The sequence below is a fragment of the Phyllobacterium sp. TAF24 genome, from assembly GCF_052113785.1.
Taxonomy (GTDB): domain Bacteria; phylum Pseudomonadota; class Alphaproteobacteria; order Rhizobiales; family Rhizobiaceae; genus Phyllobacterium.
In genome coordinates this window covers 102,746-118,295 of sequence record NZ_JBFRDN010000007.1, presented here as the reverse complement: position 1 = coordinate 118,295, position 15,550 = coordinate 102,746, and the positions used below count along the sequence as shown (strand labels likewise).

Annotated in this window: 16 protein-coding genes; 14 read left to right on the top strand and 2 right to left on the bottom strand. The window is 56.2% G+C overall.

Annotated features, from left to right (window positions below; genetic code table 11):
- The first annotated feature begins 75 nt into the window (after positions 1–75).
- The 10 genes from nagZ (at position 76) to AB4Y96_RS08615 (ending at position 8,875) form a co-directional block, all read left to right on the top strand.
- Positions 76–1,095, top strand: coding sequence for a beta-N-acetylhexosaminidase (gene nagZ, locus AB4Y96_RS08660; protein WP_441916681.1), 1,020 nt, complete (start codon positions 76–78; stop codon positions 1,093–1,095).
- A 58-nt stretch (positions 1,096–1,153) separates the two neighbouring features.
- Positions 1,154–1,984, top strand: a complete 831-nt coding sequence (locus AB4Y96_RS08655) for a segregation and condensation protein A (RefSeq protein ID WP_091878380.1) — start codon at positions 1,154–1,156, stop codon at positions 1,982–1,984.
- A gap of 16 nt (positions 1,985–2,000) precedes the next feature.
- Positions 2,001–2,708, top strand: coding sequence for an SMC-Scp complex subunit ScpB (gene scpB, locus AB4Y96_RS08650; RefSeq protein WP_227988139.1), 708 nt, complete (start codon positions 2,001–2,003; stop codon positions 2,706–2,708).
- A gap of 189 nt (positions 2,709–2,897) precedes the next feature.
- Positions 2,898–3,119 carry a twin-arginine translocase TatA/TatE family subunit gene (locus tag AB4Y96_RS08645; RefSeq protein ID WP_091877218.1) on the top strand — a complete coding sequence of 74 codons (222 nt, stop codon included), beginning with the start codon at positions 2,898–2,900 and terminating at the stop codon, positions 3,117–3,119.
- A gap of 64 nt (positions 3,120–3,183) precedes the next feature.
- Complete coding sequence (gene tatB / locus AB4Y96_RS08640) at positions 3,184–3,849, top strand: Sec-independent protein translocase protein TatB (RefSeq protein ID WP_441916680.1); 666 nt, start codon at positions 3,184–3,186, stop codon at positions 3,847–3,849.
- Positions 3,846–4,676 carry a twin-arginine translocase subunit TatC gene (tatC, locus tag AB4Y96_RS08635; RefSeq protein WP_091877214.1) on the top strand — a complete coding sequence of 277 codons (831 nt, stop codon included), beginning with the start codon at positions 3,846–3,848 and terminating at the stop codon, positions 4,674–4,676. The genes tatB and tatC overlap by 4 nt, the downstream gene beginning before the upstream one ends.
- A 69-nt stretch (positions 4,677–4,745) precedes the next feature.
- A complete protein-coding gene (gene serS / locus AB4Y96_RS08630) occupies positions 4,746–6,029 on the top strand; it encodes a serine--tRNA ligase (RefSeq protein WP_441916678.1) in 1,284 nt (427 codons plus the stop codon).
- Positions 6,030–6,038: 9 nt separating this feature from the next.
- Positions 6,039–6,797, top strand: coding sequence for a 5'/3'-nucleotidase SurE (surE, locus tag AB4Y96_RS08625; RefSeq protein WP_441916676.1), 759 nt, complete (start codon positions 6,039–6,041; stop codon positions 6,795–6,797).
- On the top strand, positions 6,794–7,447 hold the full coding sequence (locus tag AB4Y96_RS08620) for a protein-L-isoaspartate(D-aspartate) O-methyltransferase (RefSeq protein ID WP_441916675.1): 654 nt from the start codon (positions 6,794–6,796) through the stop codon (positions 7,445–7,447). Before surE ends, AB4Y96_RS08620 begins: the two co-directional genes overlap by 4 nt.
- Before the next feature lie 144 nt (positions 7,448–7,591).
- Complete coding sequence (locus AB4Y96_RS08615) at positions 7,592–8,875, top strand: peptidoglycan DD-metalloendopeptidase family protein (RefSeq protein WP_441916673.1); 1,284 nt, start codon at positions 7,592–7,594, stop codon at positions 8,873–8,875.
- 56 nt (positions 8,876–8,931) lie between these two features.
- On the opposite strand, the gene AB4Y96_RS08610 is transcribed toward AB4Y96_RS08615, so the two are convergent.
- The gene (locus AB4Y96_RS08610) at positions 8,932–9,795 is read right to left on the bottom strand and encodes an ATP-binding protein (protein WP_441916671.1); all 864 of its coding nucleotides are present in this window, start codon (positions 9,793–9,795) and stop codon (positions 8,932–8,934) included.
- A 161-nt stretch (positions 9,796–9,956) separates the two neighbouring features.
- Between AB4Y96_RS08610 and yajC the strand changes: the two genes are divergently transcribed.
- The 4 genes from yajC to AB4Y96_RS08590 are packed head-to-tail and all read left to right on the top strand — an operon-like array spanning position 9,957 to position 13,877.
- Positions 9,957–10,298 (top strand): preprotein translocase subunit YajC, encoded by a 342-nt coding sequence (yajC, locus tag AB4Y96_RS08605; RefSeq protein WP_091877200.1) that lies wholly within the window; start codon positions 9,957–9,959, stop codon positions 10,296–10,298.
- A 56-nt stretch (positions 10,299–10,354) separates the two neighbouring features.
- The gene (secD, locus tag AB4Y96_RS08600) at positions 10,355–12,613 is read left to right on the top strand and encodes a protein translocase subunit SecD (RefSeq protein WP_091877198.1); all 2,259 of its coding nucleotides are present in this window, start codon (positions 10,355–10,357) and stop codon (positions 12,611–12,613) included.
- A gap of 4 nt (positions 12,614–12,617) precedes the next feature.
- Positions 12,618–13,007, top strand: a complete 390-nt coding sequence (locus tag AB4Y96_RS08595; RefSeq protein WP_441916747.1) for an Mth938-like domain-containing protein — start codon at positions 12,618–12,620, stop codon at positions 13,005–13,007.
- Between the two features lie 27 nt (positions 13,008–13,034).
- Positions 13,035–13,877, top strand: a complete 843-nt coding sequence (locus AB4Y96_RS08590) for a phytoene/squalene synthase family protein (RefSeq protein WP_441916669.1) — start codon at positions 13,035–13,037, stop codon at positions 13,875–13,877.
- Between the two features lie 213 nt (positions 13,878–14,090).
- Here AB4Y96_RS08590 and trmFO read toward each other — a convergent pair whose 3' ends face one another.
- Positions 14,091–15,500 carry a methylenetetrahydrofolate--tRNA-(uracil(54)-C(5))-methyltransferase (FADH(2)-oxidizing) TrmFO gene (gene trmFO / locus AB4Y96_RS08585; protein WP_091877194.1) on the bottom strand — a complete coding sequence of 470 codons (1,410 nt, stop codon included), beginning with the start codon at positions 15,498–15,500 and terminating at the stop codon, positions 14,091–14,093.
- Positions 15,501–15,550: the final 50 nt, after the last annotated feature.

The following is a 15,550-nucleotide window of genomic DNA, read 5'->3' as shown; positions in this document are numbered from 1 at the left end:
ATACCAACCTTCATCGGACAAAGGCGGCCATTGGCCGCCTTTTCCTTTTTTGCATCAACGCAGTAGACTTCTGATATGAGCGAATCAAAAGCATGGATTGCCGGAACGTCCGGTCTGAAATTGACCCCTGACGAAATCGCGTTCTTTCGCGATGAGCGTCCATGGGGCTTTATATTGTTTGCCCGCAATGTCAGCGAGGCGGCCCAGGTCGAGGACTTGACCGCCCATTTGCGTGATCTGGTGCGGCGCGATGAAGCGCCGGTGCTGATCGATCAGGAAGGCGGACGCGTGCAGCGCCTGCGCCCGCCACTGGCGCCGAACTATCCCGCAGGTTCCGCATTGGGTGCCCTGTTCAAACAGGACGAAGAGGCGGGATTGCGCGCCGCATGGCTCCTGTCGCGGCTTCATGCGTTCGATCTGTTGAAGTTGGGCGTCAATGTGGATTGTCTTCCGGTTCTCGATGTCCCCGTTGAAGGCGCCAATGACGTTATCGGTACGCGCGCCTATGGCAAGCATCCTGAGATCGTCACGGCGATGGGCAGGGCGGCAGCGGAAGGGCTGGTGGCTGGCGGTATGTTGCCGGTCATGAAACACATTCCGGGGCACGGTCGTGCCTTTGCCGACACGCATCATGAACTGCCAACAGTGACAACACCGCTTGAAGAGCTTGCGGAACATGATTTTGCGCCGTTCCGCGCTTTGGCGCATTTGCCAATGGCAATGAGCGCTCATGTGATCTTCTCGGCTGTTGATCCGAAGAACCCGGCAACGACATCAGGCAAGGTGGTGGAAGAAATCATCCGGGGCCATATAGGCTTTGACGGGCTTCTGATGAGCGACGACGTGTCGATGAATGCACTTTCTGGGGATTATTTCGATCGGACCAAAGCAATCTTTGCGGCGGGCCTCGATATCGTGCTTCATTGCCACGGTATTATGGAACAAATGACGGCGGTTGCCTCCTGTACGCCTGAACTAGGCGGTAAAGCACTGGAGCGGGCGCAGCGGGCACTCAAATATGCGAAAAAGCCGGATGCCTCCGATGAGGCTGAAATCCGGGAAGAATTCCAGCGTTTCTTCGAAGCGGTGGCATAGAAGCGAGAGAGATTTGACGGCGACGGAACAGAAAACCAATGGCACGACCGCAGCACCCATGGAGGCGCTGTGGGAAAGCACATCGGATCGCGGCCTTAGTGAGCCGTCGCTGCTGATCGATATCAAGGGCTTTGAAGGCCCGCTCGATCTGCTTCTGCATCTGGCGCGCAACCAGCGGGTCGATCTTGCCCGTATTTCGGTGCTTGCCCTCGTTGAGCAATATCTGATCTTCATCCGTCAGGCGCAGGCTCTGCGGCTTGAACTTGCAGCCGATTATCTGGTGATGGCCGCATGGCTGACCTACCTCAAATCAAAACTGCTGATCCCCAAGGCACCGGGCGATGAAGGCGAGAGTGGCGAGGAACTGGCCGCAACGCTGCAATTCCGGCTAAAACGGCTCGAAGCCATGCGCGACGCGGCGACGAAACTCGTCAACCGCAACCGCCTTGGCCGCGATATTTTTGCGCGCGGCATGCCCGAGGCTGTCATCGTTGATCAGACCAATATCTATTCGGCGACGCTTTACGAACTTCTGACCGCCTATGCCTCGCAGCGGCAGAAGCAGGCCATTTCCCATGTGCAGATCGCGCGCCGCAGTGTCTGGTCGCTGAAAGACGCGCGCACGATCCTGATGCGCCTCATTGGCGAGATGAAAGACTGGACGGCGCTGGACCAGTATCTGCTCGAATTCATTGCATCACCCAGTGAGCGCGCGACAGTGCTCGCCAGCTCCTTTGCTGCCAGCCTTGAGATGGTGCGGGAAGGGCATATGGAAATTCAGCAGACCGGTGCGTTCAAGCCGATTTTCCTGCGCGATAGAGCGCCGCGGCCAGCGGAAAAGACGGGGCAACCTCCGCTCACAACGATGAGGGATGTGGCCAATGGCTGACAATGGTCCTTTGCTTATGCAAGCTGACAATGATGAAAGCGATCTGCGCGAGGCGGAATGGACATCGGCTATTCCAGTCTCCGAGGCCTTGCGGATGGCGGAAGCCATTCTGTTTGCTTCTGCCGAGCCGGTGACGGTGAGGGCGCTGGAAGAGCGGCTGCCATCGGGCGTCGACGTTCCGGCGCTGCTCGGTGAGTTGCAATCTGTTTATTCCAAGCGCGGCATTAATCTTTTGCAGGTTGGCGGCGCATGGGCATTCCGGACCGCCGCTGACCTTGCCTTCCTGATGAACCGCGAGGCGGTGCAGCAAAAGAAGTTGTCCCGTGCTGCTCTGGAAGTTCTGGCAGTCATTGCCTATCACCAGCCGGTCACGCGAGCCGAGCTTGAAGACATTCGCGGTGTTGAAACATCCAAGGGCACGCTTGATGTGCTGATGGAGACGGGCTGGATTAAGTTCCGTGGCCGCAGACGCACACCGGGCAGGCCCATTACCTATGGCACGACATCCTCGTTTCTTGATCATTTCGGTCTGCAGGAAGTGCGCGATCTTCCCGGTATCGACGAATTGCGTGGTGCCGGGCTTCTTTCGGCGCGCATGCCCGCCAATTTTGCCATTCCGGTTCCGGTCAACGACCCTGATGAGCTGACCGAAGATGAAGATCCGTTGACGGATATCGATCTGGAAGAGCTTGGACTTTTGACGCCGCGCGTTGAGAACGATTGAGTTTTTATTTGCCACATTTATGCGCGATGGTGGCGCGAACATGCCTGTTTGCAAAATTCGTGACGAAGATTTCACTTCGCACTTGCGCCGAACAAACATGAATGTGAAACAACATTATGCACTTGTGTTTGAAAAGCACGGGGAAAAGGCATAGATGAGCTCAAACTGTTGAGCGAATGCGAGGGTAAGATGGGTAGTTTTTCAATTTGGCACTGGTTGATCGTTCTGGCGATCGTGCTTCTGGTTTTTGGTCGCGGCAAGATTCCTGAATTGATGGGCGACGTTGCCAAGGGTATCAAGAATTTCAAGAGCGGCATGAGCGACGACGATACGGCTGACAATTCCAAGACGATCGACAATCAGACGAGCCAGCCGGTGAATTCCACCAAGGAAAAGACAACAAAGTCCTGAGTGGCACATAGTAGCGTTGTCCTGCGCGCGGCCTCGTTGCCGCGTCGTGGCTGGAGCATGATGAATGTTTGAAGTTGGTTGGTCGGAAATCCTGGTGATCGTGATCGTCCTGATCGTGGTGGTCGGGCCAAAGGATTTGCCGAAAATGCTGCGCGCCTTTGGCAAGGCAACGGCCAAGTTTCGCGCCACGGCCGGTGAATTCCGGCGTCAGTTCGATGAGGCACTCAAAGAGGCCGAACTTGATGACGTGCGCGATATCATCAACGATGCCAAGAGCCTCGATCCGCGCAATGATATTCGCAAGGTCTTCGATCCCGTCCGCACGATCGGCGAAGATATCCGCTCGACACTGAAAGATGCGGGAACGGCAGCCAAAGACAATCTTGCTATTCCGGACCCCTCTGCGCCGGGTGCGACGCAAGTGCAGCCTCAGGTTATGGAGCCTGTTGCGCCATTGATGACCGCCACAACACCGAAGTCGGGCCGGACTGCCAAACCGAAGGCTGCCGCTGAAAAAGCACCGGCGGCGGCTACGGCAACCAAGAAAGCTGTACCAGCCAAGGCGGCTCCGGCAAAAGTTGCGACCAAGGCAGCACCTGTCAAAACCGTGGCCAAAGCCACGCCTCCTGCCAAGACAGTAGCAGAAGCGCCTGTTAAGGCGGCTCCGGCAAAAAGAACGACGAAGCCGCGTGCCACTGGCAAAGCTGGCGATACGGGGACAAAATCTTGAGCAAGGCCGAAGACGAAATTGACAAGAGCTCAGCCCCGCTGATCGAACACCTTATTGAACTGCGCCGCCGCCTGATCTGGGCATTGCTGGCGTTCTTTGTGGCGTTTCTGGTCTGCTTCCATTTCGGCAAGCAATTGTTCAACCTGTTGGTCATTCCCTATCAGTGGGCTGTGGGCTGGGCTGGTTTCGATCCGGCCAAGGCACAGCTGATCTATACGGCGCCGCAGGAGTTTTTCTTCACGCAGGTCAAGATCGCCATGTTTGGCGGTATTGTTCTGGCGTTCCCGGTTATTGCCTCGCAGATTTACAAGTTTGTAGCGCCGGGTCTCTACAAGAACGAACGGATGGCGTTTTTGCCATTTCTGATCGCATCGCCGGTTCTTTTCCTCATGGGCGGCGCATTGGTCTATTTCTTCTTTACGCCCATGGTCATGTGGTTTTTCCTTGCCATGCAGCAAACAGGCGGCGCTGGCGAAGTGCAGATTTCACTGCTGCCGAAGGTTTCAGAATATCTCAGCCTCATCATGACGCTGATCTTTGCCTTTGGGCTCGTATTCCAGTTGCCGGTTGTCACGACATTGCTGGCTCGGGTAGGGCTGGTTGGTTATGAGGGCCTACGGTCCAAACGCAAATATGCGATTGTTATCGCCTTTATCGTTGCTGCTGTTATCACACCGCCTGATCCCCTCAGCCAAATCGGTCTTGCACTCCCGACGATCCTTCTCTACGAGGTTTCCATCTGGATGGCGCGTCTGATCGAGAAAAAGCGTGAAGCTGCTGAAGCTGAAGCACAATCAGGGTCCAGTGATAGCGATATCTCTTCCTGACGCGGCTATCGGTTTCGCCGGACAATCACGTCCTCATTCCAACGACTACTCCAAGACGGCTTTATTCCCATGCTCGACATCAAATGGATCCGCGAGAATCCGCAAGCGCTTGACGCAGCTCTGGCTAAACGGGGTGTTGAAGCTCAGTCGTCCCGGTTGATCGAGCTGGATGAAAAGCGCCGTCAGCACATTGCCAAATTGCAGGACGCTCAGGAGCGCCGCAATGCCGCCTCCAAGGAGATCGGCAAGGCGATGGGTGCCAAGGATCAGGCGACGGCTGATCGCCTGAAGGCTGAAGTGGCCGAAATCAAGGTGTTTTTGCAGTCTGCCGAAGAAGAAGAGCGTCAGCTTGACCGGGCGTTGAATAATGCGCTGGCCGTGCTTCCAAACGTTCCGCTCGATACTGTTCCCGTTGGCAAGGACGAAGGCGGCAATGTTGAAACGCGCCGTGTTGGCCACCTGAAGAACTTTTCCTTCGAGCCGAAAGAGCATTTCGAGATCGGTGAAAATCTCGGCTATATGGATTTTGAACGCGCCGCGAAGCTTTCGGGTAGCCGTTTTACCGTCCTGAAGAGCCAGTTGGCGCGTCTGGAACGGGCGCTTGGCCAGTTCATGATTGATCTGCACACGACGGAACATGGCTATATGGAGGTCAATCCGCCACTGCTGGTCAATGCTGACGTGCTTTATGGTACGGGGCAGTTGCCAAAGTTTGAAGAGGACCTCTTCAAGACAACGGAAGGCCGTTATCTGATCCCGACGGCAGAAGTGCCGCTGACCAATCTGGTACGAGAAGAAATTCTCGATATTCGCGATCTGCCGATCCGCATGACGGCGCTGACCGCCTGTTTCCGGTCGGAAGCGGGCTCCGCTGGTCGTGATACACGCGGCATGTTGCGTCAGCACCAGTTCATGAAGGTTGAGCTTGTATCGGTCACCGATGCCGAAAGCTCCATTGCCGAACATGAGCGGATGACGGCTTGCGCCGAGGAAGTGCTGAAGCGGCTTGATCTGTCGTTCCGCACCATGACGCTTTGCACCGGTGATATGGGCTTTGGCGCGCAGAAGACTTACGATCTGGAAGTATGGCTTCCCGGCCAGAAGGCTTATCGCGAAATCTCCAGCTGCTCGGTCTGCGGTGATTTTCAGGCACGCCGCATGAATGCGCGCTACCGGCCTGAGGGCGAGAAGTCGACGCGCTTTGTCCATACACTGAATGGTTCCGGCACGGCTGTCGGCCGCGCCTTGATCGCTGTTGTCGAAAATTATCAGAATGAAGACGGCAGCGTTACGGTTCCTGAAGTACTTGTGCCTTACATGGGTGGACTGAAACGAATCGAAAAAGCTGCATAGGAGAGGGCGATGCGTATCCTGCTGACCAACGATGATGGTATTCATGCGGAAGGTCTTGCTGTTCTGGAACGCATTGCCCGCCAGCTTTCCGACGATGTTTGGGTGATCGCGCCGGAAACCGACCAGAGCGGTCTCGCGCATTCGCTGACACTTTCAACGCCGCTACGCCTGCGCAAGATTGATGATCGTCACTATGCCGTGCGTGGTACGCCAACCGATTGCGTGATCATGGGCGTGCGGCACTTGATGCCTGAAGCACCGGATCTGATCCTGTCAGGCGTTAATTCCGGTTCGAACACGGCCGATGATGTGACCTATTCCGGTACGATTGCCGCTGCTATCGAAGGCACTTTGCTTGGTATCAATTCCATCGCTTTGTCGCAGGAATATAATCTGAATGGCGCCGCGCGTATTCTGCCATGGGAAATTGTTGAACAGCGGGCTCCGGCTCTGCTGAAGAAATTGCTTGGCGTCGAACTTGCCAAGGGTGTGCTGCTGAATGTGAATTTTCCGAGCTGCAGCGGTGGTGAGTTGGCCGGTGTTCGCGTGACGGCGCAGGGCAAGCTTTCCCATGGGCTGACCATTGAAGAACGGCAGGATGGGCGTGGATTGCCCTATTACTGGCTGCGTTATGGCCGTGGCAAGGATGAGCCTGCGCCTGACAGCGATGTGGCGGCGATCCGCCAGAACTATATTTCAATTACACCGCTTCAGCTCGATCTGACGGCGCACGAAATGCGCCAGACTTTGGAGGACGCCTTCGCATGAAGCCTGCGCTTTCTGAACGGGAAGGCTTTGCCGCCTTCGTCCTGCGTATGCGGTCCTTGGGGTTGTCGGACCAGCGGCTTATGGGGGCTTTTGAAGCGACGCCCCGCATGGCTTTTGTTTCCGGCAATCTTGGAACAGTGGCTTATGGCGACCGGATGCTGCCGATCGAGTGCGGTGAATTCATGGAAGGGCTGGATCTGCAGGCCCGTTTGATCAAGTCGCTTGATCTGGAGCCGACGCACCGGGTTCTGGAAATCGGCACCGGCACGGGTTTTACCGCCGCAATCATGGCCCGGCTTGCGGGACGTGTGCTTTCGATAGAGCGATATCGCACGCTGATTGAACTTGCCCAGCAACGCCATCAGGCGTTGAAGATCGAGAACCTGTTCATCAAGCATGCGGATGGCAAGCTGGGCCTGACCCATGACGGCCCGTTTGACCGCATTATCGTCTGGGCCGCTTTTGAAAGCATGCCCCGCCAGTTCGTCGATCTTCTCTCGTCCAACGGGGTGATGATTGCACCGATCGGGCCTGTCGATGGCAAGCAGGTGGTGTCGCGCCTGTCCAAAATCGGCAGCCGTTTCGAACGTGAGGATATGATGTCTGCACGCTTTTTGCCGCTGCTGGATGGTGTCGCCACAGCACTCTGACAGGCTCGCCCGCCGCAGTGTTGGCGCAACCGTTTATGGATTTGGTGAATCTTTTACAAATTTTTTATGCGTTTTAACGGTCGGGTAACATTAACGCGGTTTAATGGCTCAATATTCTTGTATTGAGTACGGGCGGGATAAGCGATGCGTTTGAGTGTACTAGACAAAGCGTCACAGCGGCTGGCACTGAATGCCAGCGTTCTCTTGATTGCAGCTTTGGCTGCAGGTTGCAGTTCCGGGGTGTCGCGCTTCACCAGCGCGGATTTCAGCTCCGGCTACAGCGACAACCAGCGTTCAATCATTCAGGGGCAGAATTCGCCCCCACGGGGTTATACGCCGCCGGTTGATTCAACTTACACAGCTTCGGTCAATCGCAATGCGGTTCCACCTGCGGGCGGTGTCCAGCGCAGCAGCCTACCGCCAGTAGGTGCCGCAAGCGCTTCTGCGCTTCCGCCAGTTTCCTCGCAGCCGATGCGCCCGGCAGTGAGCGCTGCTCCTGTTCGCCAGCAGGTCGCTTCGGCGCAGCCGATGGGTAATGTGCAGGCTCCGCCGCTTGCATCATCAGCCGGTTCGCTGAAAACGCCGGATGGCCGTGAGGCACGTATGCCGACAAAGCCAGCTGCTGCTCCAGCGATAGCTGCCAATAATACGACGTCACCGAGCCACGCCGGTTCATACACTGTTCAGAGTGGCGATACGTTGCATGCCATCTCCCGCAAGACGGGTGCCAATGTCGAGGCTATCAAGCAGGCCAACAACATGAAGGACGGTAATGTTCGTCTTGGGCAGGCTCTGGTTATTCCGGCATCAAGCTCGTCGATGGCGCAGAATGTCGCCAACAACATGAAGGCAAAGGGCGCGGTCGATCAGGTCAAGACTGCCGCAACGCCGCCTGTTGTTCAGCCAAAGGTCGTCGCGAGCGTGGCACCGAGCGCCGCAACGGCTACGACACCGGCAGCACCGCAGGCTGACGGACAGGCAAAGCCTTACACACCGCCACAGGCGAGCGAAAAGGTTATCGATGATGCCGAGAAGGATGTTGCATCCGCACCATCAGCCACCGGCGCCTCACAGATGCGCTGGCCGGTTCGTGGCCGTGTCGTTGCCAATTACGGCAAGGGCAATGACGGTATCGACATTTCGGTTCCTGAGGGCACCCCGATCAAGGCGGCTGAAAACGGCGTTGTCATCTATTCCGGTGATGGTTTGAAGGAGTTCGGCAATACGGTTCTCGTTCGCCATGATAATGGTCTGGTCACGGTTTACGGCAATGCGAGCAAGCTGAATGTACAGCGCGGCCAGAAGGTGAAGCGCGGCGAAGAACTTGGCCGCTCGGGCATGACCGGCAATGCGACCTCGCCAAAATTGCACTTCGAGGTTCGCAAGAACTCGACGCCGGTTGATCCTTCGAAGTTCCTCGAATCCTGATTGGTTCGTGCTTGAATTCAAAAGGCCCGTGCAGCAATGCACGGGCCTTTTGCTTTTCAGAGCTTTTTGCCGAGCCGCCCGGCGAGATCCTGCGTGAACTGCCATGCAACGCGGCCGGAGCGTGAGCCGCGCGTGGTCGACCATTCGAGCGCTTCTGCGTGTAGTTGTTCCTTCTGCATCGGCAGGTCGAAATGGGCGGCATAGCCGTCGATCATCGAAAGATAATCATCCTGGCTGCATTTGTGGAAACCCAGCCACAGGCCGAAGCGATCCGACAGGGAAACCTTTTCTTCGACGGCTTCAGAGGGATTGATGGCGGTTGAGCGCTCGTTCTCGATCATGTCACGCGGCAAGAGATGTCGTCGGTTCGATGTGGCGTAGAAGATGACATTGTCAGGTCGGCCCTCGACGCCGCCTTCAAGCGCTGCCTTGAGCGACTTGTAGGAAGTATCGTCATGATCAAAGGACAGATCGTCGCAAAACAGGATGAAACGATATTGTGTGTCCTTGATTGCGGCCATCAGGGCGGGGAGGCTGTCGATATCCTCGCGGTGTATCTCGACCAGCTTCAGCGTATTGTCATTGCCGGGCGCCGCAGCGTTCACCGAAGCATGAACCGCCTTGACCAGCGATGATTTGCCCATGCCGCGCGCGCCCCACAGCAATACATTATTTGCCTGCAAGCCATCGGCAAAGCGCTTGGTGTTGTCAAAGAGAATATCGCGCACACGATCGACGCCGCGAATGAGGGAAATGTCGACACGATTGACCTTCAGAACCGGGTCAAAGGCAAGATGATCCGGGTTCCAGACGAAGCAATCAGCGCCGTCGAGATTGGCGGGTTGCGCTTTTGGCGGTGCCATACGTTCCAGCACGGCAATCAGTCGGTCAAGTTTATCGGCGAGTAATTCCTCGGACATTCTTCTCAAGCCTTTGTTTTTCTGCGTTCAAGCCACTATCATGTTGATGGGAAACCGAAAAGCGGGATGCGGGATTTTGCACGGTTGCTTTTCCCATTCCAAACATTGTATTCCGCAGGTTCTGTATCATTCAAACAAGAATTACTCTGGAGACTGTCTCTATGTTCGTAACTCCCGCATATGCACAGACAACGGGCATCGGTGGTGCGCCGGAAATGCTGATGAGCATCCTGCCATTCATCCTGATTTTCGTGATCATGTACTTCCTGATCATCCGTCCGCAGCGTACATCGATGAAAAAGCGCGAAGAGCAGCTGAAGAACATCCGCCGCGGTGACACCATCATCACTGGTGGTGGTTTTGTTGCCAAGGTGACGAAAGTGTTCGAAGATACCGGCGAACTCGAAGTTGAAATCGGCGAGGGCGTCAAGGCTCGCGTTATCCGCGCATTGGTGTCGGACGTACGCGTCAAAGGCGAACCGGTTGCCGATAACAAGAAATAAGTCATAGTGACGGGGCGGCATCAGGCCGCCCTGTTGATTCTTGAGGTCGCGACTGCATGCTCTATTTTAGCCGCTGGAAGACACTTCTCATCTGGGCCGTTGTTCTTGTAGGCGTGATCCTGGCTCTGCCAAATCTGTTTACGCCCATCCAGCTGGCGAACCTGCCAAATTGGCTTCCAAAGAAACAGCTTGCGCTTGGGCTTGATTTGGAGGGCGGCTCGCGTATCCGCCTGCAGGTCGACAAAGACAAGCTGGCGCAGACTGATGCGGCAATAGAAGTGATGAACCGCCGCCTCAGCGAACTTGGCTATACCAATCCCAATGTGGAGAGCCAGAGAAGTGGCCGTGTTCTCGTTGAAGTGTCCGGTCTTTACGACTCGCAGCTGCTCAAGGACATTCTGAGCCTCACAGGGCAATTGAGCTTCCGGATGATCGATACATCAATGCCGGTGCAGCAGGCCATTGATGGCACGCCGCCTGCGGGCTCGGATGTTGTCTATTCCTTTGATGATCCGCCCGTCGCCTATCTCGTCAAGAAAGAACCCATCGTTACCAATGCGAATTTCGTTGGTGCACAGGCGGGTGTCGATACCGCGACGCAGCAGCCGGTCATCACATTCAAGCTTGATAGTGCCGGTGCTGAGCGCTTCTCCAAGGCAACGAAGGAAAATATCGGAAACTCGTTCGCCATTGTTCTCGATGATCAGGTGTTGTCGGCACCGGTTATCAGCGAGGCCATTCCGGGTAACACCGGGCAAATCGCCGGTAATTTCGATCTGTCCGGCGCCAGCAATCTTGCTATCGTCATGCGCGCTGGAGCATTGCCTGCGCCTGTTACTGTCATTGAAGAGCGGTCGGTCGGAACGGATCTTGGCGCGTCGGCTGTTTCAGCTGGAAAGATTGCAGCACTTATCGGTGCTGGCCTTGTCATCCTGTTCATGCTGCTGACCTATGGCCTGCTTGGCGTGATCGCCAGCATAGCGCTGATCGTCAACATCATCCTGATCCTGGCGTTTTTGACCATTGTTGGCGTTCCCCTCAGCCTTGCGGGCGTGGCTGGTATTGTTCTGACCATCGGCATGGCGGTTGACTCAAACGTCCTCATCTATGAGCGTATCCGCGAAGATCGACGTGCAGGCTTTTCGGTCATTCAGGCGATTGATTCCGGGTTTGCCCGGGCGCAGGCGACGATTGTCGATGCCAATGTCACCACCTTGATCGCGGCTCTGGTGCTTTTCATTCTGGGCACTGGGCCCGTGCATGGCTTTGCCGTGACTGTCACCGTCGGCATCATTACCACGCTGTTCACAACCTTCACCCTCACACGCTGGATGGTTTCGGCATGGGTGCAGTGGTCAAAGCCGAAGGAAGTACCCCGCGCGGCATTGAAGCTTGTTCCCTACAACACGAAAATTCCGTTCATGCGCCTGCGCGGGCTGACGCTTGGTTTCTCGGCATTATCAAGCGTGGCAGTCATCGTCCTGTTCTTTGTTATCGGCATGAATTTCGGCATCGATTTCAAGGGCGGAACGATGGTTGAGATCGCGTCCAGTGAGGGCCCGATTGATCTGGATGATGTGTACAGCCGGCTTGATGACCTCAACATTGGCGACGTGAAGATTGAACCATTCAAATCGGATGACCGCGCGCTCATTACTGTTGGCAGTCAGGGCGAGGGCGAGAATGCCGAACAGACCGTCGGCGTTAAAATCCGTGGTGAACTCGATCAGGATTACGAATTCCGCCGCGTCGATGTGATAGGACCGACTGTATCAGGCGAACTGGCCAAGGCCGGTGGGCTGGCCGTTGCGCTTTCGCTTGCTGCAATCTTTGCCTATGTCTGGTTCCGCTTCGAATGGCATTTTGCGCTTGGCGCGATCATTGCGACGATCCATGATGTTTTGCTGTTGCTCGGCATGTTCATCATCTTCCAGATGGAGTTCAATCTCTGGAGTATTGCGGCTCTGCTGGCTATTGTTGGCTATTCGCTCAACGATACGGTTGTCATTTACGACCGGGTCCGGGAAAATCTGCGGCGGCATGGCAATGGTGTTTCCCTGTCTGCGGTGCTCGATGCCTCGATCAATCAAACCTTGTCGCGTACCATCCTGACATCGCTGGCTACCTTCCTGGCACTGATCGTACTCTATGCTTATGGCGGTGATGATGTGCGCGCCTTTGCACTTACCATCGCTGTTGGCATCGTCGTTGCGACCTATTCGTCTATCTTCGTCGCAGGCCCATTGCTGATGCTGTTTGGCCTAAAAGGGCGGGATGTTGTCGAGGATGGCCGCCGGGCCGATGTCGGAGAATAGGACTGTGGTCAAAGGCATTGAAATCCGGGATGCGCATTTCCCCGGCCGTGCGCCGATAGATGCCTATGGCAATGGCGGGTTCCGGTTCGCCGATATGTCGCATCGCGGATCAATCCTGTGTCTGCCATCCGGCATTCACGGCTGGACCCCGAAGATCGAAACTGCCCTGACCGCAGAGGATTTGGCTCTGGTGCTTGAACAGGCTGATGATATCGAGATTTTGCTTGTCGGTATGGGCACGGAATTGCGCCGCCTGCCGCAGGCCCTGCGCGATGTATTGCGCGAGCATCGCATTTCCTCTGATCCCATGAGCACGGGTGCCGCCGTGCGCACCTATAATGTTCTGCTGGCGGAAGATCGCGCCGTCGCTGCGGCGTTGATTGCTGTAGATTAAACCGGCGCTTGTCTGTATCTCAGCCCCATGAACGCAAATGAATCCCATTGTCTGCAATTATTGCGGGATGCCGATCCGGACCGCTATCTTTCCGTGCTTTATGCACCGGAGGAGAAGCGCGGCGCTTTGGCAGCGCTTTACGCATTCAACGTGGAGATCGCGCGTATCCGCGATCTAATTCATGATCCCTTGCCGGGCGAAGTGCGATTGCAATGGTGGCGTGATCTGATCGACGGGACAGAACATGGCGAGGTTATCGGTAATCCGGTTGCAGCAGCTTTGCTGGAAGCGATCAAGGTGTACAATCTGCCGCGCACCGCTTTCGATAATTACTGCGAAGCGCGCATTTTCGATCTTTATGACGACCCCATGCCCAGCCGTAACGATCTGGAAGGCTATTGCGGCGAGACCGCCTCGGCATTGATCCAGTTGGCATCTCTGGTGCTCGATGCGGAAAAGGCACCAGCTCAGGCGGATATTGCAGGACATGCAGGTGTTGCGCAGGCCGTAACCGGATTGTTGCGGCTATTGCCGCTGCACCGGCGACGCGGCCAGACTTACATTCCGGCAGATATATTGGCAGCCGTCGGTTGCAGCGCAGAGATGCTGCTCGAAGGTACGGATAAGGCTGCAATCAAACGCGCGATAGATGCGATGATTGCACTGGCTGAGGATCACCTTGGCAAGTATGAAGCCGCGGCGAAATCACTGCCAGCAACGTTGCGCCCTGCCTATCTGCCCGTTGGTCTCACAGGAATGTATTTGAAGAAACTCAAGGCGAGTGGGTTTGATGTGGCGAATGAGACGCCGGTTGTTTCGCCGCTACGCCGCCAGTGGGTTATGCTCCGGGCTTCAATGCGCTTTGCTTGAATCGCGTACTGTTCTGCGAGATATCGCGCGTGATGCGTGGTTCGTGGTTCGACAAGCTCACCATGAGGGAGAGGGGTGATGCAACGATAACCGTCAACTTTGCAGATCATAAGGAATGCAGAACCTGACTCCCTTTCATCCACACTCTCCTCATGGTGAGCTTGTCGAACCACGAACCACGAACCACGAACCATAGGCTCTGCAACACTTTGGTTACTCAGCAGCCTCAGCTATCACTGGCAAACCCAGCCAAGCCCGGCAATCTGCAAGGGCACGCGCGCTCATGGCGCGTTTCTTGGCATTGGTCTTTTCCTTGCCACGCAGGCGCTTGCCCTCGGACTTTGGCGCTTCAATCGGTGGAAACAGGCCGAAATTGACGTTCATCGGCTGGAACGAGCGCTTGCCGGGTTCCTCATCGCTGACGATATGGCCACCGGTGATGTGGCCAAGCAGAGCACCGAAGGCAGTTGTAACAGGCGGTGGCGTCAAACTCTGCCCCAGCCGCTCGGCGGCAGCAAAACGCCCGGCAAGCAGGCCGATGGCTGCAGACTCGACATAACCTTCGCAACCGGTGATCTGACCGGCAAAGCGCAGGCCCGGACGTGATTTCAGCTGCAATGTCGGATCAAGCAGGATGGGCGAGTTCAGATAGGTATTGCGATGCAGACCACCCAAACGCGCAAACTCTGCATTCTCAAGGCCGGGGATCATCCGGAATATCTCAGTCTGTGCACCATATTTCAGCTTCGTCTGGAAGCCGACCATATTGTAGAGCGTACCAAGTGCATTGTCCTGCCGGAGCTGCACGACGGCATAGGCCTTGACAGTGGGGTTATGCTCATTGGTCAGGCCCATCGGCTTCATGGGGCCGTGACGCAGAGTTTCGACGCCGCGTTCCGCCATGACCTCGATTGGCAGGCAGCCATCGAAATAGGGCGTACCTTCCCACTGCTTGAACTCCGTCTTGTCCCCGCCAATCAGCGCCTGCACAAAGGCTTCATACTGCTCTTTGGTCATGGGGCAGTTGATATAGTCCTTGCCGGTGCCGCCGGGACCGACCTTGTCGTAGCGCGACTGGAACCAGCAGGTATTCATGTCGATGCTGTCAAAATGGACGATCGGCGCGATGGCATCAAAAAAGGCAAGGGCGTCAGCACCGGTCTGCTTGCCAATGGCTTCCGCAAGAGAAGGGGCCGTGAGCGGGCCGGTCGCGATGATGACCTTGTCCCATTCTGCGGGCGGGAGGCCGGTGATCTCTTCACGCTCGATGGTGATCAACGGGTGTGCTTCAAGCTTGGCCGTTACGGCCTGAGCGAAGCCATCGCGATCAACGGCAAGCGCGCCGCCAGCCGGAACCTGATGGGAATCCGCCGAGGCCATGATCAGTGAATTGGCAAGGCGCATTTCCGCGTGCAGGACGCCAACGGCGTTGGTTTCGGCATCATCGGAGCGGAACGAGTTGGAACAGACAAGTTCAGCCAGATCCTGCGTCTTGTGCGCATCTGTGCCGCGAACGGGGCGCATTTCGTGGATGATGACGGGAATACCTGCTTCGGCCAGTTGCCATGCAGCTTCGGAACCGGCGAGACCGCCGCCAATGATATGTACGGGTGTGTTTGACATAGCACCCCAATAAACGGTTTGGCGTTACGCTTCAATGGTACAAAAGCCGC